18 protein-coding genes are annotated in these 20,186 nt (G+C 62.4%); 6 read left to right on the top strand and 12 right to left on the bottom strand.

Going from position 1 to position 20,186, the window contains the following annotated elements; all coding sequences use genetic code 11:
* Positions 1-167: 167 nt before the first annotated feature.
* The 12 genes from acsF to bchF form a co-directional block, all read right to left on the bottom strand.
* Entirely contained in the window at positions 168-1,313 is a 1,146-nt protein-coding gene (gene acsF / locus Q1A52_RS21030; RefSeq protein WP_300019737.1) for a magnesium-protoporphyrin IX monomethyl ester (oxidative) cyclase, read from the bottom strand.
* Positions 1,310-1,606, bottom strand: coding sequence for a hypothetical protein (locus tag Q1A52_RS21025; protein WP_195822125.1), 297 nt, complete (start codon positions 1,604-1,606; stop codon positions 1,310-1,312). Before Q1A52_RS21025 ends, acsF begins: the two co-directional genes overlap by 4 nt.
* Positions 1,607-1,626: 20 nt before the next feature.
* Complete coding sequence (puhC, locus tag Q1A52_RS21020) at positions 1,627-2,094, bottom strand: photosynthetic complex assembly protein PuhC (RefSeq protein WP_300019736.1); 468 nt, start codon at positions 2,092-2,094, stop codon at positions 1,627-1,629.
* A 6-nt stretch (positions 2,095-2,100) separates the two neighbouring features.
* Positions 2,101-2,733, bottom strand: coding sequence for a photosynthetic complex putative assembly protein PuhB (gene puhB / locus Q1A52_RS21015; RefSeq protein WP_300019735.1), 633 nt, complete (start codon positions 2,731-2,733; stop codon positions 2,101-2,103).
* A gap of 61 nt (positions 2,734-2,794) precedes the next feature.
* Complete coding sequence (gene puhA / locus Q1A52_RS21010; protein ID WP_300019734.1) at positions 2,795-3,562, bottom strand: photosynthetic reaction center subunit H; 768 nt, start codon at positions 3,560-3,562, stop codon at positions 2,795-2,797.
* A 22-nt stretch (positions 3,563-3,584) separates the two neighbouring features.
* Complete coding sequence (locus tag Q1A52_RS21005; RefSeq protein WP_300019733.1) at positions 3,585-5,015, bottom strand: PucC family protein; 1,431 nt, start codon at positions 5,013-5,015, stop codon at positions 3,585-3,587.
* The gene (gene bchM / locus Q1A52_RS21000) at positions 5,012-5,755 is read right to left on the bottom strand and encodes a magnesium protoporphyrin IX methyltransferase (protein WP_300019731.1); all 744 of its coding nucleotides are present in this window, start codon (positions 5,753-5,755) and stop codon (positions 5,012-5,014) included. The genes Q1A52_RS21005 and bchM overlap by 4 nt, the downstream gene beginning before the upstream one ends.
* A complete protein-coding gene (gene bchL / locus Q1A52_RS20995) occupies positions 5,755-6,654 on the bottom strand; it encodes a ferredoxin:protochlorophyllide reductase (ATP-dependent) iron-sulfur ATP-binding protein (protein WP_299783943.1) in 900 nt (299 codons plus the stop codon). The genes bchM and bchL overlap by 1 nt, the downstream gene beginning before the upstream one ends.
* 91 nt (positions 6,655-6,745) lie before the next feature.
* On the bottom strand, positions 6,746-10,318 hold the full coding sequence (locus Q1A52_RS20990; RefSeq protein ID WP_300019729.1) for a magnesium chelatase subunit H: 3,573 nt from the start codon (positions 10,316-10,318) through the stop codon (positions 6,746-6,748).
* Positions 10,308-11,864, bottom strand: coding sequence for a ferredoxin:protochlorophyllide reductase (ATP-dependent) subunit B (gene bchB, locus Q1A52_RS20985; RefSeq protein ID WP_300019727.1), 1,557 nt, complete (start codon positions 11,862-11,864; stop codon positions 10,308-10,310). The genes Q1A52_RS20990 and bchB overlap by 11 nt, the downstream gene beginning before the upstream one ends.
* Positions 11,865-11,904: 40 nt before the next feature.
* Positions 11,905-13,191, bottom strand: a complete 1,287-nt coding sequence (locus Q1A52_RS20980; RefSeq protein ID WP_300019725.1) for a ferredoxin:protochlorophyllide reductase (ATP-dependent) subunit N — start codon at positions 13,189-13,191, stop codon at positions 11,905-11,907.
* Positions 13,188-13,700 carry a 2-vinyl bacteriochlorophyllide hydratase gene (bchF, locus tag Q1A52_RS20975; RefSeq protein ID WP_300019723.1) on the bottom strand — a complete coding sequence of 171 codons (513 nt, stop codon included), beginning with the start codon at positions 13,698-13,700 and terminating at the stop codon, positions 13,188-13,190. The genes Q1A52_RS20980 and bchF overlap by 4 nt, the downstream gene beginning before the upstream one ends.
* A 313-nt stretch (positions 13,701-14,013) precedes the next feature.
* On the opposite strand from bchF, the gene Q1A52_RS20970 reads away from it, so the two are divergent.
* The 6 genes from Q1A52_RS20970 to idi all read left to right on the top strand — a co-directional run bounded on the left by Q1A52_RS20970 (position 14,014) and on the right by idi (position 20,179).
* On the top strand, positions 14,014-14,796 hold the full coding sequence (locus Q1A52_RS20970) for a B12-binding domain-containing protein (protein WP_300019721.1): 783 nt from the start codon (positions 14,014-14,016) through the stop codon (positions 14,794-14,796).
* Positions 14,793-16,217 carry a transcriptional regulator PpsR gene (gene ppsR / locus Q1A52_RS20965; protein WP_300019719.1) on the top strand — a complete coding sequence of 475 codons (1,425 nt, stop codon included), beginning with the start codon at positions 14,793-14,795 and terminating at the stop codon, positions 16,215-16,217. Before Q1A52_RS20970 ends, ppsR begins: the two co-directional genes overlap by 4 nt.
* Before the next feature lie 61 nt (positions 16,218-16,278).
* Positions 16,279-17,178: a chlorophyll synthase ChlG gene (gene chlG / locus Q1A52_RS20960; protein WP_300019717.1), complete on the top strand. Its 900-nt coding sequence runs from the start codon at positions 16,279-16,281 to the stop codon at positions 17,176-17,178.
* A complete protein-coding gene (locus tag Q1A52_RS20955; RefSeq protein ID WP_300019715.1) occupies positions 17,175-18,461 on the top strand; it encodes a BCD family MFS transporter in 1,287 nt (428 codons plus the stop codon). Before chlG ends, Q1A52_RS20955 begins: the two co-directional genes overlap by 4 nt.
* Positions 18,462-18,464: 3 nt before the next feature.
* On the top strand, positions 18,465-19,643 hold the full coding sequence (locus Q1A52_RS20950) for a geranylgeranyl diphosphate reductase (protein ID WP_300019713.1): 1,179 nt from the start codon (positions 18,465-18,467) through the stop codon (positions 19,641-19,643).
* Positions 19,640-20,179, top strand: a complete 540-nt coding sequence (idi, locus tag Q1A52_RS20945; protein ID WP_300019711.1) for an isopentenyl-diphosphate delta-isomerase — start codon at positions 19,640-19,642, stop codon at positions 20,177-20,179. Before Q1A52_RS20950 ends, idi begins: the two co-directional genes overlap by 4 nt.
* The last annotated feature ends 7 nt before the right edge of the window (positions 20,180-20,186 follow it).

Genomic DNA, 20,186 nt, shown 5'->3' with positions numbered 1-20,186 from the left:
AAAGGATCGCACCGGTGGAAAACCACCACAAAAACAGCGCAAAAAGGGCAGGCGTCCAGAGGCTCACGGGTCACGTCTCCCGCAAGGGAGACCGGGCGCGCAGGGCCTCGTATGGCCCAAGCGCCCGCGCCTGCCTGAAGCGCAAACATCTATGATGTGCGCCTGTTTCAATACGCCGGCTCCAGCCGGGTCGAGGTTGGCACCTGATGTTTGTTCGCCGGGATCGTGATCAGCGACACGAAGGCAGCCGCCGCCCGCGCCTGGGCTCCGATTTTGGCAAAGAACCGACCTTCTTGCGTCGCCCTGGCCAGGTCCGCATTGGCCTTCTGCAGCTTCTCCAGCGTCGGCTGCCAGCGTGGATGCTCGATATCCAGTGTGATCGGAAAGATCTGCTCGCTGAGCTTCGAGGTCTTGGTGAAGACCTCATGCGCATACCAGTCCGGATCAACGCCCAGAGCCTCATGGAAAGCTGGGCGCTGGTGATCACGCACATACATCGTGGCATAGACCGCGGTCAGGAAAAACTTGATCCAGTAGACGTTGAACCCGCTTGTCAGCTTGGGATCGGTCTTCATCAGCAGGGCAAAGGCCTCACCATGGCTGAACTCATCATTGCACCACTCGTGGAACCACTTGAAGATCGGGTGGAACCGATGTTCCGGATGCTTCTCCAGATGCCGGAAGATGGTGATGTACCGCGCATAGCCGATCTTCTCAGACAGGTAGGTCGCGTAGTAGATGAACTTTGGTCTGAAGTAGGTGTATTTCTTCTTCTGCGTCAGGAACCCAAGGTTCACCGCCACACCCGCCTCGCGCAGCGCGTCGTTGATGAAACCGGCATGCCGCGCCTCATCCCGCGCCATCAGTTGAAACAGCTTTGTGATGTCCTTGTTGGCGCCGCGCCGCTTCATTTCCTTGTAGAGCACACAGCCCGAAAACTCAGCCGTGCAGGAGGAGATCAGGAAGTCGATGAACTCCTTTTTCAGGCCCGGTTCCATTCCATCCCAATCCACATGGTCCCAGTCTTCATTCTTGCGGAAATGGCCCTTGTTGGGGTCTGAGACCATCTGGTCGATCAGCTTGTCCCAATCCTCACGCACGGACGACACATCTATCGCATCCAGCTCATCGAAATCGGTGGTGTAGAACCGTGGCGTCAGCAGGGTGTTCTGCATGGCGACCTCGGTCGCGGCCTTGCTGTCGAACTTCGCCTGTTCCTCCTGAATGGCGAGGCCTTCTTCGACCGTGGTGGCATCTGCTGTGTGCTTCGCCGTCTTCGGCGCATCAGAGGCACGGGGGGTCTGGACGTTCATAGCGTGACCTCCTCGGAGAAGGAAAATTCACACAGCTCCATGACCTCGAAATCGCCCGTGAGGCGGGTCCAGAGCTGTTCGAGCTTGCTGGCGCGGATGATCGTGGCCTCACGCTTCTCGGTGACGATCTCACCGAAAGGGGCCATGATCTCGTCGCCGTGCACTTTCACTTCGTCGCCGGGGTAGATCACGGCGCCGTTGTCGAACCGCACATGCGCATGCAGGCTCTCGAACTTGTGGCTGATTTCGACCGTGCAGGGGGCACGTTCAAAGTCTTTCGTCAGTAGTCCCATAGGTGGCTTCCTCCTAAGGTTCAGGGTTGGTCCAGCAATCTGGCGAAGATGCGGGAGTTGGATGCGCCAAAGCCCATGAGCTCGGCGGACCATCCGGTGGCGGGATCGAACAGCGACAGGCGGTTGCCTGCGCGCAGTTGCAAAAGGACGGGGGTGGCGGGGTCGATGCCCTGCAGACCACGGTTGCGGGCCAGAACCCGCTCGACACCGGCGACAAATCCGCCCTTGTCAGACGGGAAATCGGCGATCAGCGTGCCGTTGGTATCAAAGACCCGCGCAGCGCCCGAGGCATCACCGGTCAGGATGATCGCGCGCTCCGCGATGATCGGGGCGACGGGGGGCGTGTTCTGCACCGGGCGTCCGGTGAGTGTGGCGAGGCTCACGATCACCAGCACGCAGGCAACAAGCCCGAACATGATGCGCACAAGGATGCGGGGCACCAGTTCTTCGGGCTTGGCATGGATGCGGGGGTGAGTGTGGGTGCTCATATCCGTCTACTCCGCCGCAACGGCCGTGCGGGTCAGGGCGCGGCTCACCTGCGGTACAGATACGCGCGCCTCTGCGGCCTCGGCCAGCAATCGGGCGACCTTTTCCGCCTCGGGGATGCAGCGCAGCGCAGGTTGCGTATGTTTGATGTGCCAGGGGCGGACATGCGGCCAGCAGACCAGATAGCTCAGCCGGGTATCGCCGATGGTCTCCAGCGCAATGGTGCCGGTGCCGCCCTTGCGCAGATCCAGCATGGCGTTGCCCACCTGCGTGTAGGGCAGGTTCAGCGTGATGGTGAGCGCGGCCCCGATCCGCATCACCACGCGGGCGTCGGTCACCGTGTAAACGGTGGCCCGCGCCTGCACATAGGCCACCAGCATCAGCAGCCCGCAGACCACCAGACCCAGCAGGATAAAAGGCACCGCCGATCCGATCGCCCGGCCCAGCGGCATCAGGTCGACACTGGAGAGAAATCGCCAGATCGCAAGCAGGGCAAAGTAGCCCGCCACCCATTTCAGGCTGAGCGCCTCGATGCTGAGCCGCCACCAGTCGGGGCGGCCCTGCCAGAGGATTTGCTCTCCTCTGGGCGGCTCCTCGGGCAGCCCTTCCACGGGCTCGATCTCGAAATCATCATGGGACATGGCGAGTATCTCCATTTGCGGGTTGATGCGCGCGGGCCCTTGGCCACCCGCGCGCAGGTGGTCAGAGTTTCGGTTCGGCGCGGTTCCCGGCAAAGAGCTTGCCGCCGCCGTAGTAGCCCGAGATCTTGTCCTCTTCGAGCAGGGTCACCTGGCGCGGGCTGGCGATGGTGGGCACGGTGGCGAAATGCTTGCCGTGCAGGGCATGCACGCTCACGCGGTTCGACCGGATGCGGGCGAAGGTGATCGGCAGCAGGCGGTTGCCGGCGCCCCATTTGCTGTCCAGTTCCAGCTCCAGATAACGCACCAGCTGTTCCGGTTCATCGAGCCACATGTCCACGATCTTGCCAACGATCTCGCCGTCTCCGGCAACAACGGGCAACCCGCGCGGATCACGGCCTGCGGCGACATGGAAGCCTTCGGCCCCGGACATCGGCACGATCTTGGGGTGCCCATGGCCGTCCAGTTCCGGCGCATCGCGGCGCGGGGCCCAGCTGGCGGGTCCAACCCCGTCCAGCATCGGATCACCCGTCGGCTCCAGCGGATAGCCATTGCCCGGCCCGACCCGTTTCAGCGCGATATCCGCGCGTTCCGGCGTCTGGCCGCTCGGCACGGTGACCTCGCCGCGCCCGTGCGGCAGTTTGAAGGTCTTGTCCTCGGGCAGGGGCCACATGCTGGGGTTGGAGGACTTGTTGCCCTCGTCATCTTCCAGTGGATAGCCCTCGCGCATGTTCTCACGCTGAATCCAGATGATCAGGATCGCGAAGAACACGTAAAAGAGCCATAGCGACAGGCTCGCCAGATCGAATTCGCCAAAGAATGTTCCAGTCATAGTGTTTCCTCCTGAAACGGGGTCATGTCGGGAAATCGGCCAGGCCCATGGGCTGGGTGCCGCTCTCCGTCGGGGTGAGGGGGCCGCTTTGGCGCACGAGCGGTCCCAGGATCACGAGCGTGGCAAACAAGAGGCCAATCTCGGTGTGGTAGACAAATGAATATCCGGTGGCGGGGCTGTTCAGCACCTCGCCCAGCTGGCCGGAGGTGGCCGCATGATCGACCCAGTCGCGCAGGCCCCCGCCGATGGCGATGGAGACGCCCGCCGCCGTGGCCTGCGCCGCGCCCCAGGCGCCCAGGGCAAGACCCCGGCCCGCCTTGCCGGTCGCGGGCATGGTCATGGCAGCGGTCAGCGTGGCCACGGCAAAGAGGCCGCCACCAAAGCCGATGACGCCCGCCCCGGCAAAGAACAGGGCGTTCGAATTCATCGGCGCGGCAAAGATCACCATGGAGAAGGCCCAGATGCCTGCCACGATCCCGGCCCCGGCCAGACGGTAGGGGTTGGAGCCGCCCGACAACCGCCGCCCGGCCAGCGCAAACCCGATCAGCGCGCCTGCGGCCCAGAGGGCGGTGAGCAAGGTGGTGGCAGAGACGGACAGCCCCAGGATTTCGCCGCCATAGGGTTCCAGCAGAACGTCCTGCATGTTGAAGGCCATGGTGCCGACAAAGACGCAGGCCAGCAGCCGTCCGGCGCGCCCGCCCGCCATGAAATCGCGCCAGGCCTCAGCGAAGGCGGGCCGCGGTTCCGCCCGTTCCGCGCGGCTCATTGGGCGCACATGTTCTTGTTTCCAAAGGGCAATCAGCACCAGCGCGATGCCCACGACGGCAGCACCCTGCACCACGCGGATCAGTTTCAGTGCGGTGAAATCGGTCAGGAGAACCCCCATGATGACCGCCGAAATCCCCATGCCGACAAGGAACATGACATAGAGCAGCGCAACGACCCGGGGCCGGGTTTCATCCGTGGCCCGGTCCGAGGCAAGCGCCAGCCCCGCAGTTTGCGTCATATGCATGCCAAGGCCAGTCATCAGGAAAGCAAGCGCGGCCAACACCTCGCCCGCAAAGGGAATATCGTGCACCACATCGCCGCCCAGCACCAAGAGCGCAAAAGGCATCACCGCCAGCCCGCCAAATTGCCACAGCGACCCGAACCAGATGTAGGGGATGCGTTTCCAACCGATCGCGGATTTATGCGTATCCGAGCGGAACCCCAGCAAGGCCCGGAAGGGCGCGATCAGCACCGGCAGGGCGATCATCAGCGCCACGATCATCGCAGGCACGCTCAGTTCCACGATCATCACCCGGTTGAGCGTGCCCAGCAGCAGCACCGAGGCCATCCCCACCGAGACCTGAAACAGCGACAGGCGCAAAAGCTGCCCCATCGGCAGATCGGCACTGGCCGCATCGGCAAAGGGCATGGCCTTGAGCGACAGGGACTGCAGGCGCGACGTCATGTCCGCACCTCCATCGCCTGGGAGATATAGAAACCGGACGAGACACGCTCCACTGGCCGGACCAGGCCACTGACGCCCTCAGCCCGGGCGGCCTGTGCCAGCGGTTGATGCGCATGCGGGATCATGACCGGGCTGCGGTCCGACCGGGGGAAGAGCTTGCCCGCATACCACATCGCCATCAGCAGGCGCGTGCGCGGGGCGACAGTGAAGACAATCGTGCGGTCTGTCCGCTTTTCCAGCCCGGCCAGCGCTGTGCCGATGTCCTGTGCGGTGTAGTAGATCAGGCTGTCCATCGCGATCACATGGTCGAAATGGCCCAGGGCGGTGTCCAGCATGTCGCCGGAGGTGAAGGTGACCTGCTTGCGATACTCTTCCGGCAGGCGCAGCTCTGCGATGTCCACAAGCTGCGGTGAAATATCGATTGCCAGCACCTCGGCCCCGCGCGCGGCCAGTGCCGCGGTCATCTGCCCCGCGCCACAGCCCGCATCCAGCACACGGTGTCCCGTCAGATCGGCGGGCAGACGGCTCAGCATCAGCGCCCGCATCCTGTCGCGCCCCTGCCGGACTGTCTCGCGAATTCTGGACACCGGCGCGTCCGAGGTCAGCCGCGCCCAGGTCTTGGTCGCGGTCTTGTCGAAATAGGTCTCGACCCGCCCCAGGGTCGCATCATACCCGGACCGCGTCTGCGACGCGACCTCGGGCAGAGCGGCCGGTGGGGTGAAAGGGGCGACGTCCCGCATCAGTCAAATCCCAGCAGTTCAAAGATATCACGATCGGGCAGCGGGGCAGGGGCAAGCGGCTCGGTGCCGTTCCACAGCGTTTCGGCAAGGCGAATATACTCCTTGCGCACCTGCACGATCTCTTCATCATCCGGCATCTCAAAGAGTGTCTTTTTCTTCAGCCGCGACCGGCGAATGGCGTCTAAATCCGGCATATGCGCGATCCGGTTGAAACCCACGGTCTTGCAGTACCGATCCACCTCATCAGTCTCGCGGCTGCGGTTGGCGACACAGCCCGCCAGCCGCACCTTGTAATTGGCCGATTTCGCCTGCACGGCGGCAATGATCCGGTTCATTGCATAGATGCTGTCAAAGTCATTGGCCGTGACGATCAACGCCCGGTCCGCATGCTGCAAGGGGGCGGCAAACCCGCCGCAGACCACATCGCCCAGCACGTCGAAAATCACCACATCGGTGTCTTCCAGCAGATGATGCTGTTTCAGCAGCTTAACGGTCTGGCCGACAACATAGCCGCCACAGCCGGTCCCGGCGGGCGGTCCCCCGGCCTCGACGCATTTCACACCGTTGAACCCGTCAAAGACGAAATCCTCGGCGCGCAGCTCCTCAGGGTGGAAATCCACTTCCTTAAGAATATCAATCACCGTGGGCACAAGGCTCCCAGTCAACGTAAACGTGCTGTCATGCTTGGGGTCACAGCCGATCTGCAACACCCGCTTACCCAGCATGGAAAACGCCGCCGACAGGTTCGACGAGGTGGTCGACTTCCCAATCCCGCCCTTGCCGTAGACCGAAAAGACCTTAGCGCCCTCAATCTTGGCACTTTCATCCTGATGAACCTGCACCGAGCCTTCGCCGTCCTGACCCCGCAACGAGGGGGGTGTCCTGTCGAGTGGACTCATGTCACACATCCTTTCAAAGGGGCGCACTCCCCTTCATTGTTCCAAAAATATGCCTGCCGGAGGCATCCTAGGTCGATGTCGGAGATCCGGATCATTGTGCTGCGATCCCTTCCAACTGGTCTTCAAGCGCATCTGCCGCTTCCTGCAGCGCGGCCAACGTGTCCGCATCAGGCGACCAGTAATTCCGGTCATTGGCCTCCAGCAAACGGTTCGCCATGCGGCTGGAGGCGGTGGGGTTCAGGTCAGCGAGACGCTGGCGCATCTCCGCGTCCAGCACAAAAGTTTCGGAAATGCGCTGATACACCCAATCATCCACCTGCCCGGTGGTCGCCGACCAGCCCAGCGTGTTGGTCACATGCGCCTCGATCTGGCGCACGCCTTCGGGACCGTGCTGCAGCAGACCTTCAAAAAACTTGGGGTTCAGACTGCGGGCGCGGGTCTCCAGCGCCACTTGATCCTTGAGGGTCCGTACCTTGCCCGCACCGCGGGTCTGGTCGCCGATATAGACGGCCGCATCCGATCCCTTGGCGCGTTTCACCGCGCGGGCGATGCCGCCCAGCGTATCGAAATAGTGATCCACTGTCGTCACGCCCAACTCGACGGATTCGAGGTTTTGATAGGCCACGTCGACTTCGGCCAGTGTGGCCTGTAACAACGCCGTATTGGCGGCGGCTTTGCCGTCGGTGCCATAGGCAAAGCTCTTGCGCGCCTCATAGGCATCAGCCAACTCGTCCTCGTCGCCGAAGGCTGAACTGTCCACCAGCCCGTTCACATTCGACCCATACGCGCCTTCCGCGTTGGAAAAGACCCGCAGGGCGGCCTCCTCAACAGCGCATCCGGTTTTCTCCACATAGGCCAGCGCATGGGCGCGGATGTAGTTCTCCTCCAGCGGCTCATCTGCCGTTGCGCATTTCAGCGCCGCCTCAGCCAGCATGCGCGTCTGCAAGGGCAGCAGGTCGCGGAAAATCCCCGAGAGCGTCATGATCACGTCGATGCGGGGCCGTCCCAGGACCTCCAGCGCGATCAGATCAGCGCCGGAAATCCTGCCAAAACTGTCGAAACGCGGGGTACAGCCCATCAGCGCCAGCGCCTGCGCAATGGGCCCGCCATCGGACTTGATATTGTCACTGCCCCAGAGCACCAGCGCCACGGTGCGCGGCAGGCTGTCATGGGTTTCAAGCAGCAGTTGCGCCTGTTTGGCCCCATCCTGACACGCGAAGGCCGTGGGCATCCGAAACGGGTCAAAGGCGTGGATATTGCGCCCCGTCGGCAGAATCTCGGGGGAGCGGATCAGGTCACCACCTGCCACGGGTGCCGTGAAATGCCCGGCGAGCGCTGCCATCAGCGCGTCAAGCTCGGTTTCCTGCTGTAACAGGTGATCGACGCGTGCCCGTGTTTCGTCATCAAGGTCGGGTAGGATGCGCAGGTACTCGGCCCGCTCAGTATTGCTCAGCGGTTGGCCAACCACATGCAGACCTTCCGGGATCAGCGCTTCCTCGGTCTCCAGCAGCTTGATCCAGAGCGCCTCGACAGGCACGCCGCCCATATCCACAGCTGCCGCCTGTTCCGCGATCAGCGTTTCCAGATCGGTGCGCTCCAGCGCTGCAGGATCGCTGCCGCGCCAGCGGGTCAGGCTGTCTTTCAATTCCGCCAGCCCCTTGTAGAGCCCGGCCGTGGCCAAGGGTGGTGTCAGATGGCTGACAGTGACGGCATTGCTGCGCCGCTTGGCCAACGTCGCCTCAGACGGGTTGTTGGCGGCATAGAGATACACATTCGGCATATCGCCGATCAGGCGGTCAGGCCAATCCGCACCGCAGGGCCCGGCTTGCTTGCCCGGCATGAACTCCAGCGCACCATGCATCCCGAAGTGCAGCAGCACATCAGCCTTCAGAGTATTCTTAAGCCAGAGATAGAAGGTCGTGAAGGCGTGTGTCGGGGCAAAGCCGCGTTCGAAGAGCAGACGCATCGGGTCACCCTCATAGCCGAACCCCGGTTGCAACCCGACAAAGACCTTCCCGAACTGTGCGCCCAGAACGAACACCCCGCGTCCGTCCGATTGCACACGGCCCGGCGCGGGACCCCATTGCGCTTCGATCTCGCTCAGCCAGGGGGTGTTGGCGACAATCTCATCGGCGCTGACATGGGCGGCGACATTGGCCTCCTGCCCGTATCTTTGGGCCGAGCCTTCGAGCACCGCGGCGCGCAAAGCGTCAACGTGTTCAGGCACTTCGACGTCGTAGCCTTCTGTTTTCATGCGCGACAACGTATTGAAAAGACTTTCAAAAACGCTGAGGTGTGCGGCAGTGCCAGCGGCACCCGCATTTGGTGGGAAGCCAAAAAGCACAATGCCGACGGTCCGGTTGAAGGTCCCTGATTGGCGCAACCTCGCCTGCCGTTCGGTGCGCGCGACCAGCGCCTCGATCCGTTCAGGGCAGGGGGCCATTGCCTTGTTCGCGCTCTGGCCGTTGCAGGCGCGGGGGCAACCCTGGCAACCGCTTGCCCCGTGACGGCCCGCAAAGACCGTGGGTGTCGTGGCGCCATCCAACTCGGGCAAGGCGATCAGCATCGTTGTTTCGATCGGTCCCAAACCCTGCGCCGACGCGGACCATTGCTCAAGCGTCTGGAACTCCAACGGATGGGCGGCGATGTAGGGCACATCAAGCGCGGTCAGTACCTCGATTGCGGCGGCATTGTCATTATAGGCCGGTCCCCCCACGAGGCTGAACCCGGTTAGTGATACCAGCGCGTCGATCCGCACCTCCGCGCCTTCGCGGAAATAGGCCTCGATGGCGGGCCGACCGTCCAGCCCTCCGGCAAACCCTGCCAGAACCCGGATGCCGCGGGTTTCGAAGGCCCTGATGACCGCATCGTAATGTGCCGTGTCTGACGACAGCACGTAAGACCGCATCATCAGTAACCCCACAGTCATCGTGGCCCCTTTGGGCGCGGGCAGGTGAGCCGCATCCGTGGTGATCCGACCCGGCAAATCTGGGTGATAGAGCCCTGCATCGGGGTATTCGATGGGGGCTGCGGCCTCGGGCGCAGGGGTCCAACCGGTCCCTTGCGCGTAACGGTTCACCAAGAAGCGAACCATCGCCTCGACGTTATCGTCCGACCCGCCGAGCCAGTATTGCATGGTCAGGAACCAAGCGCGCAGATCCTGGCTCTTGCCGGGTATGTACTTTAGGATCTTGGGCAGACGCCGCAGCAGCGCCATTTTCTGCGCGCCGGAAGAACTCGAAGGTTTGGACGAGCCGCGCAGCCGTTTCATCAGCTTCATGGTGCCCGACTGCGGCGCCATCATGTCGAGCGATCCCATGCGCGTCAGCTTCACAATCGCTGCATCGGCGATAACGCCGATCATCGCATCACACTGGTCGCGGCGGGCCTGCAGACTGGGCAGGATGCGCGAGATATGTTCTTCGAGGAACAGCAGATTAGCGACGATGATGTCGCCGGTCTCAACGGCCTCCTTTGCGGCCTCGAAAGCCCCGGGCGTCTCACCCCATTCGGCAGCGGCATGCACCGAGACGGAAAGGCCCGGATAGTCGAGGCTCAGCCGGTCCATCGCGCGCAGGGCGGGACCTGCCGCGTGGCTGTCCAGCGTCAGGATCACGACGCGGTAGCCGGGCAGACGCCCGTTTATGGCCCGGTCATCGCGCATAATGGGCTTTGGCCTCGTAAAGCGTGTCGATGCTGATCTCTGAAACCCCACGTTCGGTGGCAAAACTCTCGGTGTTGCGCCGCGCCTTGCCGCGTACGAAGAAGGGGATCTTTTTCAATTCGCGCTCTGCATCGTCCAACCAGATGACGTTCGCGCCCTGCTTCTTCTGGCTTGAAATATCCCGGGGGGAAAGCGCAGCTTGGGGAGCTGGCCCCCCCTCCACATCGGGTTTCGGCGCGTGACCGCCGTGATGCGAAGGTCCTGCGGCATCATGGAACTCGAAATCATCGCGGAACATATGCAGCAGGTGTTCTTCCAACCCCATTACCAGCGGGTGCACCCAGGTGTCGAAGATCACATTCGCGCCTTCGATCCCCATCTGGGGAGAGTAGCGCGCAGGGAAATCCTGCACATGCACCGGCGCGGAGATGACGGCGCAGGGGATGCCCAGACGCTTACCGATGTGACGTTCCATCTGCGTGCCGAGGATCATTTCGGGCTGCAGCGCCTCGATTACGCGCTCCACTTCGAGATAGTCGTCGGTGATCAGCGCCTCGACACCGTAGTTCTTGGCCAGCGCCCGGATGGGTCGCGCCATTTCGCGGTTGTAGCAACCAAGGCCCACCACCTCGAAGCCCATCTCATCCCGCGCGATGCGGGCGGCGGCGGCCACATGGGTGCCGTCGCCAAAGAGGAAGACACGCTTGCCGGTGAGGTACGTACTGTCGACGGATTTCGAATACCACGGCAGGCGCAGGCGGCTGTCATCCAGATAGGGCTTCACGCCGGTGATTTCGGCCACTTCCTTGACGAAATCGCGGGTGGCACCAACGCCGATGGGCACGACCTTGGTGTAGGGCTGATTAAGCTCCCGCTCCATCCAGCGCGCGGCGGAGTCGGCGGTCTCGGGGTACATCAGAACATTGAAATGCGCAGCGCCCATGCGGGCGATGTCGGAGGGCGCGGCCGTCATCGGGGCCACCACGTTCACGCTGATGCCCATATCGGAGAGAAGCGAGGTCATCTCGGTGATGTCGTCGCGGTGGCGAAAGCCGAGCGCAGTCGGGCCGATCAGATTGCAGCTGATCTGGGTGGTACGATCCATAGGCTTCGCCAGCCTGCGTATGATTTGGAAGAAAGTCTCATCCGCGCCAAAGTTCTCTTTGCGCTGGTAGCTTGGCAGTTCCAAAGGGATCACCGGCACGGGGATATCCATCGTTTCAGCCATGCCCCCGGGGTCGTCCTGGATGAGTTCGGCGGTGCAGGAGGCGCCGACGATCAGCGCTTCCGGTTGAAACCGTGCATAGGCGTCCTGCAGCGAGGTCTTGAAGAGGTTGGCCGTGTCGGAGCCCAGATCGCGGGCCTGGAAGCTCGTGTAGGTGACGGGCGGGCGGTGGTCGCGGCGTTCGATCATCGTGAAGAGCAGGTCGGCATAGGTGTCGCCCTGCGGGGCGTGCAGGACATAGTGCAGACCGGTCATGCCGGTGGCGACACGCATGGCGCCGACATGGGGCGGACCCTCATATGTCCAGACGGTGAGCTTCATGGTTGGCGGTGCTTTTGCATATTTTTGGAACAATGAAGGCTCATTCGGCGGCCTCCAGTCTCAGCAGGTTGGCGCGGCGCACCGGACGGGAAAATAGCCCCGCCAGATCGCCTGCCTGTTCGTAGAAATGCACCGGGGTGAAGACCAGTTCGATGGCCCATTTGGTGGCAAGGCCGTCAGCCTCCAGCGGATTGGCAAGACCAAGGCCGCAGACCGTTAGATCGGGGCGGGCGGAGCGGCAGCGGTCGAGCTGCAGGTCGACGTCTTGTCCTTCGGAAAGGGTCGGGCCTTGGGCGAGCATGTCCAGATCGGGGCCGACGATGCCCTTGTGGATGAAGGGCGCGCCAACTTCTATCGCCTCCATGCCGCATTCACGGGTCAGGAAACGGGCCAGCGGGATTTCCAGCTGGCTGTCGGGAAAGAAGAAGATGGATTTGCCGCGCAGCACCTCGGACGCCTGTGCGATTGCTTTGCGGGCGCGGGCGCGGGGCGCTGCGGTGACACGCTCGAAGGTTTCCGCGTCGATATCGAATTCATCGGCGATGGCGCGCAGCCATGCGGTTGTGCCTTCCTCGCCAAAGGGGAAGGGGGCCGGCAGGTGGTGCGCACCGCGTCGTTCCAGCGCTGCGTGCGTGTCGCCCAGGAACGGTTGTGTCAGCGCGAAGACCGTATTTTCCCCAAGCTTGAGGGCCGTGTCGGCGCGCGAGGCAGGCAGAACCTTGATTGGGCCGATGCCCATCTGGGTTAACAGGGAGACGGCCTGTTCTTCAACTACATCGGGCAAGGCACCAACCAGAAGCAATTGCCGTTCGGAGGTCTCCGGTAGGACTGGTACCATCGACGCCAGGCAGGCATCCTCGCCTTGGGTAAAGGTCGTCTCAATGCCGGAACCGGAGAAATTCAGCACCCGGACCGAGGGAGCGTATTTTTCCGTCATGCGTTCGGCGGCGCGGCTGAGGTCGAGCTTGATGACCTCTGAGGGGCAGGAACCGACAAGGAACAGCTGTTTGATGTCGGTGCGGCGGGCCAGCAGTTGATCGACAACTTTGTCGAGTTCGGTCTGCGCATCTGCGAGCCCTGCAAGGTCGGTCTCTTCGAGAATCGCCGTTCCAAACCGTGGTTCGGCAAAAATCATCACACCTGCCGCAGATTGCAGCAGATGCGCGCAGGTCCGGCTGCCGATGACGAGAAAAAAGGCATCCTGCATCTTGCGGTGCAGCCAGATGATGCCGGTCAGGCCGCAAAAGACTTCCCGCTGGCCGCGCTGTTTCAGAATCGGTTCACTGCGGCAACCACCAGATGTTGGAAGGCGTGGGACCTCGGTCATGCGGTGAGTTCCTGCGCTGGATTTTGGGAGATCTGGGCCTGCAATCTCGCCGCCCGGAGCTTGAGCACGAACTGGGTCGCATTGATCACGTAGGCCGCATAGGCGGCCAGGGCCAACAGCATCAGCGGGACCGGGGCCAGGGCCGCGGAAAACAGTGTCCAGAGGTAGGTCGTGTGAAGGGCGATAACGGCGAAGGAAAAGATGTCTTCCCAGAAGAACGCGTCCGCGAAAAGATATTGACCGAAAACGATTTTCTCCCAAATCGCACCAGTGATCATGATCAGGTACAAAAGGGCTGTTTTCAGCAGGATCGAGACCGTTGCGATTTCATAGCCGAGTCCCGTCCAAAGATAGCGCAGGACGAGGACCAGAGAGATCAGAAAAACCACGAATTGAAGAGGTGCGAGAATGCCCTGGATCAGGGTCCATACGGTTTGGTCGCGGCGGGCGCGTTCTTCGGCAGTATAGAGCCCTGTTGGAGCGGATTTTCGAGCCTTGTGGCTGTCCATCGCGCGGATGACCTCCCTCGATTTATACCCTCAACGGTAGCGGCAATGCCGGAAAAGTGTCAACTGAAACTTACACTGCCAAGTGCTGTAGTTTACACGGTGGACTGGCTCGTTTGTGCTGAAAATCAGTGCAATACTCAGTAACATCGAGGTATGAGCCTCCTGGGGCGCCCAATTTTGCCAGGGAATACGGGCAGAATCTGTCAATTTGATTTGACATTATGGCGGTCACGACAGAAGCTTGACGCAGTCATCGACTCCACGCGGGCCTGTGTCCGTGAGCGCTATGTCCGGAGTCGGCCAAGGTGGTGCCATGTCGCAGGATGATCTATCACAGACGCGTGGCCTTCAACGCAACCGGCCGGAATACGTCGGGACACTTGCGACAAAGGTCATTTCCGTATTGCGCGACCGTCAGGTTGTGTGTCGCGACGGGGTGCGCCAGTTTGTGCTGGATCATCTGGTGCGCGCCATTCTCTCGCGCACCGTATTCGACGCCGGGTTGCTGCTGGAGGAGATGCGCGGCCATCGGCTCAGCGTCGACGCGATCATTGACCTTTATATTCCACACGCGGCCTGCGTTCTGGGGCAAAGCTGGGTTGATGATGATATCAGTTTTGCGGACGTCACGGTTGGCGCGCTGCGATTGCAATCGCTGTTGGGCGAGGCGTCGCGTCAGACCCTGATCGACCTGCCGACCGATGAAACGCGTTTGCAGGTTCTGGTTGTCCTGCCGCAGGGCGAACAGCATTTCCTGGGTATAAACGTCGTCGCGGCGCAGCTGCGTCGTATGGGCTGCGAGGTCTCGGTGTCCTTTGATGAGACGCTCGGCAGCCTTAGCGCCCGCGTCCTCAAGGAGCTTCCCGATCTCGTGATGATGTCCTGCGCGCGGCGTGAAACCCTTGAAACTGTCGTTGAGACAGTGCAAGTAATCCGCGCGGCAACCAAGAAGAGTCCCGTCATTGCGCTTGGCGGCGCGGTTCTGGACGAGGCCGATGATCTGAAGAAAGTAACGGGCGTAGATATCGTGACCAAGACTGCCAAAGACGCCGTTGCCTTCTGTACCAAAAGTGGCCGGATGCCGAACAGGAAATGACAACCGGCGCCAATACGTTCTGGAGCAGTGGCGCTGTGCCGCTGATCGAGCCTGAATTCCTGAGTAGCATTCTGGGAGCAGCCTCTGACATCGCGCTGGTGGTGTCCGCGGAGGGGGTGATCCTGTCGGTTGTGCTGAATACCCACAGCGAATCCTTTGGCAATCTCAAACATTGGGAAGGCCGGCCGGTTGTCCAGTTTCTGACCCGCGAGACAGCGCCGAAGTTCGAGGCAGCACATGCCGCTTATCTGGACGGGGAGGTGCCGACCAAGCCGCTTGAGCTGAACCACAGCGACAATGCGGTCTGGCAGTATCCCGTCCGCTATACTTTCCACCGGTTTGGTCAGGAGAACGCGGCCCTGTTGCTGGGCCGTGATCTGCGCCCGATCGCCGAGACACAGCAACAGCTGGTGCAAGCGCAGATCGCGCTGGAGCAGGGGTACGAGGCGCGCCGTGAGTTTGATGCGCGGTTCCGTGTCCTTCTGGCCAATACCGATCAGGCGATTGCCTTCGTCTCGGTTCAGTCAGGCCGGGTGGATGACGCCAATGAAGCGGCGGCGTCTCTTCTGGGTCTGAAGCTGGACTCGCTGAAAGGCAGTGCCTTTGCGCAGCAGTTTGCCGACCGCTCTACAGTAGAGCTGACCGAAAGCCTGATGAATGCCACCCTGGCGGAAGAAGGCGGCAAGGTCACATTGCGCGCCCAGCGGGGCGGCCGTGCGTTGACTGTGCGTCCCGTCATCTTCCGCGCGGGCGGTCAGCGTGTTCTGCTCTGCCGGATCGAGGAGCAGAACGAAAAGGTAAAATCCTCTGATGCGGCGGCCACACAAGCCCTGTCGCTTTTCCGGTCGGGCAGCGACGCGATGTTGTTCATGACTGGCAAGGGCGTGATTGTGTCGGTGAACGAGAGCTTTCTCAATATCATAGGAGCCGCGCATCTGTCGGATGTCGTCGGACGCAGTTTTGCGGATTTCCTGGGGCGCGGTCAGATCGATCTGGGTGTCCTGACGGACCAGCCTCAGCGGTCCGGGCAGATGCGTATCTACGCCACCAAGCTGATCAACGATCTGGGGACACGGCTGTCGGTCGAGATCTCCGCGTCACACCTGGAGGAAACGGGTGAGGCTGTGATCGGCTGTGTCATTCGCGACGTGAGCCATGTGGAGGCCGGGCGCCAGCCCATAGGTGGCGGGTCTGCGCAGATGCCCGCAGAGCCTGCGCGCAATGTGATGGAGCTGGTGGGCTCCGCCTCGCTCAAGGACATCGTGGCCGAGACGACGGATGTCGTTGAAAAAATGTGTATCGAAACCGCGGTCGAATTGACCAGCAACAACCGTGTGGCGGCGGCGGAAATGCTGGGCCTGTCGCGCCAGAGCCTCTACGTGAAGCTGCGGAAATACGGGCTGCTCAGCAAGAACAGCTGAGCAACAACTCTCCCACCTGGTTCCTCTTGCGCCGACTCAAAGTGTCAGCCATAGTTTACACATGTCTGTCACTCAGGTCATACAGTCGCGCCGTTTTCCTGACCCTGCAGCGACGCTGCGATTGATCAAACCCATCACGTGGTTCCCGCCGATGTGGGCCTACCTGTGCGGGGTGATATCCTCTGGCGTGTCGCCGTCCGGGCAATGGTGGCTGGTGATCCTCGGGGTAATCCTCGCGGGCCCGATTGTCTGCGGCATGAGCCAGGCGGCAAACGATTGGTGCGACCGCCACGTCGACGCCATCAACGAGCCCGACAGGCCAATCCCCTCGGGGCGCATTCCGGGCCGCTGGGGCCTGTGGATCGCGTTGGCGATGTCGGTGCTGTCCCTGATCGTCGGTTGGCAATTCGGGCCTTGGGGTTTTGGGGCCACCATCGTCGGCGTGCTCGCGGCCTGGGCCTATTCAGCAGAGCCGGTGCGGTTGAAGCGTTCCGGTATCCTGGGGCCGGGGCTGGTGGGCCTGAGCTACGAAACCCTGCCCTGGTTCACCGGTGCCGCCATTCTGAGCGCAGGGGCGCCGAGCCTTTATGTCATCAGCGTGGCCCTGCTCTATGGCATCGGGGCGCATGGGATCATGACACTGAACGATTTCAAGGCGCTGGAGGGGGACCGGCAAACCGGCGTGAACTCCCTGCCGGTGACCCTCGGCCCGGAAAGGGCGGCCAAGGTGGCCTGCACCGTGATGGCCGTGCCGCAGATGGTGGTCGTTGCCTTGCTGTTCCTCTGGGACAAGCCCTTGCATGCTCTCGGTGTCGCCGCCGTGTTGGGCGTGCAGTTCTGGGCGATGACCGTAATGTTCAAAGACCCCAAGGCCAAGGCGCCTTGGTACAACGGCACCGGTGTTCTGCTCTATGTCAGCGGCATGATGATCACCGCCTTTGCCGTCCGGGGTCTGATATGAGGCTGAGCTGGCTCTCCATCGTGCGGTTGGGTCTGGTGCAGATGTGTCTGGGCGCGATTGTTGTGCTCACCACCTCGACCCTGAACCGCCTGATGGTGGTGGAACTGGCCCTGCCTGCGGTGATGCCGGGCCTTTTGGTCGCCTTGCACTACGGCATTCAGATCACGCGCCCGAACTGGGGGTTTCTGTCGGACACAGGTGGCAACCGGACCCGATGGATCATCCTCGGGATGGCGGCGCTGGCGGCCGGTGCCATGCTTGCGGCCTATGGGGTTGTCGTGTTGGAGGCGCAGTTTGCTCTGGGGCTGGTGCTGTCGATCCTCGCCTATGCGTTGATTGGTCTCGGCGTCGGGGCCTCGGGCACGTCTCTCTTGGCTCTGCTTGCAACAGCCACTGCGCCCACCCGGCGCGCGGCGGCGGCAACGATCACATGGCTAATGATGATCGCAGGGATCGCGGTGACCGCTGGCGTTGTGGGCGTGCAGCTTGATCCCTATTCATCCGGGTTGCTGTTGCGGATCGTGGCCTGCGTCACCGGGGGCGCCTTTGTCCTGACGTGCCTGGCTGTCTGGGGTGTCGAAGCCCGTGTGGATGCCGCCCCCGAAGCGGCACATGTGCCCTTCCGCGAAGGGCTGGCGGAGATCTGGGCGGAGCGTAAGGCGCGCAATTTCACCTTCTTCGTCTTCCTGTCGATGACAGCCTATTTCATGCAGGAACTGATCCTGGAACCCTACGCCGGATTGGTTTTTGACTACAGCCCCGGTCAGTCAACCACGCTGTCAGGGGCGCAAAACGGCGGCGTGTTTCTGGGCATGGTGGTCGTGGGTGTCATGGCCACGGGGTTCAAACTGGGCAGCCTGCGCGCCTGGGTGATAGGCGGCTGCCTTGGATCGGCAGCAATGCTGGGCGCCTTGACCATGCTGGGGCAGCTCGGTGCCGGGGCGCCTTTGACGCCTGCCGTGGTGGGTCTTGGATTTTTTAACGGCGTTTTTGCCGTCGGGGCGATCGGGTCGATGATGGCCCTGGCCGGGCAGGGCCGGCACGCGCGGGAAGGCACGCGCATGGGGCTCTGGGGCGCGGCACAGGCTTTGGCCGCAGGCTTCGGTGGGCTGATGGGTGCGGCGCTGGTGGATGTGATGCGCGCCGGTCTGGGCCGGGACGCCACGGCCTTCGGTACGGTTTTTCTGATCGAGGCGGCGCTTTTCGTGGCCGCCGCATATATGGCGCTGCGGGTGATGGACCGACCCGCCGTGCGGCATGAGGTTCTGGTTCCGGGAGAATGAGCCATGTATGATGTGTTTGTCGTGGGCGGTGGGCCTTCCGGGGCGACGGCCGCGCTGGATCTGGTCAACTCTGGCCACAAGGTCGCCCTGCTGGACCGCGAAGGGCGGATCAAGCCTTGCGGCGGCGCCATCCCGCCGCGCCTGATGCAGGATTTCGACATCGCGGACGACCAGCTTGTGGCCAAGGTCAACACGGCGCGGATGATCTCCCCCACGGGGCGGCATGTGGATATTCCGATTGAAAACGGGTTTGTCGGCATGGTTGACCGCAAGGATTTCGATCCATTCCTGCGCGCGCGGGCGTCGGCAGCCGGGGCCAAGGTTCTGAGCGGCACCTTTGTACGGATCGAGCGCGAGGATGCGGGTGTATTCGTTGTCTACCGGGACCGCACCTCGGGCGAGGAGACGCGCGTGCAGACCCGGCTGGTGATCGGCGCGGATGGCGCGCGGTCCAAGGTGGGGCGGGCGGAAGTGCCGGGCGGCGATACGATCCCCTACGTGCTGGCCTACCACGAGATCATCAAGGCCCCCGCCAAGTCGGAGCTTTACGACCCGGTGCGCTGTGATGTGATTTACGACGGCGACATTTCCCCGGACTTCTACGGCTGGATTTTCCCGCACGGCGACAGCGCCAGTGTGGGCATGGGGACCGAAATTTCCTCCGTTGATCTCAAACAGTCCACCGCAGCGTTGCGCGCCAGTGCTGGTTTGGCAGACTGCGAGACACTGCGGCGGGAAGGCGCGCCCATCCCGCTGAAACCGCTCGACCGTTGGGACAATGGCCGCGATGTGGTGCTTGCAGGGGATGCGGCGGGGGTGGTCGCGCCGTCATCTGGCGAAGGCATTTACTACGCGATGGTCGGGGGCAGGGTGGCCGCCACGGCCTGCGCGGCAACCCTGGCCTCCGGGCGGGTGAGGGATTTACGCCTGGCGCGCAGCCTCTTCATGAAGGAGCACAAGACGGTGTTCCGCGTCCTTGGTTCCATGCAGAACGCCTATTACCGCAGTGACGAACGCCGCGAACGTTTTGTCTCGCTCTGCCATGACATCGACGTGCAGCGTCTGACCTTCGAGGCCTATATGAACAAGCGTCTGGTGCGTGCGCGACCCTTGGCGCATCTGAAAATCGGCCTCAAGAACCTTGCGCACCTGAGCGGACTTGTGGCACCGACGCGCGTATGACGATCATGATCCCGGCCTGGGTCAATGGCACGCTCACACCGGTGGAAAAACTCGAAGCGCACGTCAAGGGACTGCGCCACAAAGCTGTATCGGTCTTTGTGCTGAACGGGGATGCCGTGCTGATGCAGCAGCGCGCCATGGGGAAGTACCACACGCCGGGGCTTTGGGCGAACACCTGTTGCACGCACCCCGAATGGGACGAAGCGCCTTTGGACTGCGCCATGCGGCGGCTGGACGAAGAGATCGGCGTGACGGGCCTTGCCCCGCAGCACCGCCATCATCTGGAATACCGCGCGGATGTAGGCGGCGGGCTGACCGAGCATGAGGTGGTGGATGTCTTTGTGGCGCAGGCGCCCGCTGACCTAAAGATCACCCCAAACCCGGATGAGGTCATGGCGGTGTCTTGGATGCCATTTGGTGCGCTGCGTGCCGAGGTCGAGGCAACGCCGGAGAAGTTCACACCCTGGCTGCGGATTTACCTGCGTGAGCATGGGGAAACCATCTTTGGTGATCTTGCGATCGTCTCCGTGCCCTGAATTCGAA

Origin of the sequence: uncultured Roseobacter sp. (genome assembly GCF_947488185.1) — a bacterium.
Classification (GTDB): Bacteria; Pseudomonadota; Alphaproteobacteria; order Rhodobacterales; family Rhodobacteraceae; genus Roseobacter.
The sequence above is the reverse complement of the archived record's forward strand: the minus strand, read 5'-3'. Positions and strand labels throughout refer to the sequence as shown.

Coding starts and splice junctions, on each gene's coding strand:
- acsF (WP_300019737.1), bottom strand. CDS start 1,313: ATGAACGTCCAGACCCCCCGTGCCTCTGATGCGCCGAAGACGGCGAAG.
- Q1A52_RS21025 (WP_195822125.1), bottom strand. CDS start 1,606: ATGGGACTACTGACGAAAGACTTTGAACGTGCCCCCTGCACGGTCGAA.
- puhC (WP_300019736.1), bottom strand. CDS start 2,094: ATGAGCACCCACACTCACCCCCGCATCCATGCCAAGCCCGAAGAACTG.
- puhB (WP_300019735.1), bottom strand. CDS start 2,733: ATGTCCCATGATGATTTCGAGATCGAGCCCGTGGAAGGGCTGCCCGAG.
- puhA (WP_300019734.1), bottom strand. CDS start 3,562: ATGACTGGAACATTCTTTGGCGAATTCGATCTGGCGAGCCTGTCGCTA.
- Q1A52_RS21005 (WP_300019733.1), bottom strand. CDS start 5,015: ATGACGTCGCGCCTGCAGTCCCTGTCGCTCAAGGCCATGCCCTTTGCC.
- bchM (WP_300019731.1), bottom strand. CDS start 5,755: ATGCGGGACGTCGCCCCTTTCACCCCACCGGCCGCTCTGCCCGAGGTC.
- bchL (WP_299783943.1), bottom strand. CDS start 6,654: ATGAGTCCACTCGACAGGACACCCCCCTCGTTGCGGGGTCAGGACGGC.
- Q1A52_RS20990 (WP_300019729.1), bottom strand. CDS start 10,318: ATGCGCGATGACCGGGCCATAAACGGGCGTCTGCCCGGCTACCGCGTC.
- bchB (WP_300019727.1), bottom strand. CDS start 11,864: ATGAAGCTCACCGTCTGGACATATGAGGGTCCGCCCCATGTCGGCGCC.
- Q1A52_RS20980 (WP_300019725.1), bottom strand. CDS start 13,191: ATGACCGAGGTCCCACGCCTTCCAACATCTGGTGGTTGCCGCAGTGAA.
- bchF (WP_300019723.1), bottom strand. CDS start 13,700: ATGGACAGCCACAAGGCTCGAAAATCCGCTCCAACAGGGCTCTATACT.
- Q1A52_RS20970 (WP_300019721.1), top strand. CDS start 14,014: ATGTCGCAGGATGATCTATCACAGACGCGTGGCCTTCAACGCAACCGG.
- ppsR (WP_300019719.1), top strand. CDS start 14,793: ATGACAACCGGCGCCAATACGTTCTGGAGCAGTGGCGCTGTGCCGCTG.
- chlG (WP_300019717.1), top strand. CDS start 16,279: ATGTCTGTCACTCAGGTCATACAGTCGCGCCGTTTTCCTGACCCTGCA.
- Q1A52_RS20955 (WP_300019715.1), top strand. CDS start 17,175: ATGAGGCTGAGCTGGCTCTCCATCGTGCGGTTGGGTCTGGTGCAGATG.
- Q1A52_RS20950 (WP_300019713.1), top strand. CDS start 18,465: ATGTATGATGTGTTTGTCGTGGGCGGTGGGCCTTCCGGGGCGACGGCC.
- idi (WP_300019711.1), top strand. CDS start 19,640: ATGACGATCATGATCCCGGCCTGGGTCAATGGCACGCTCACACCGGTG.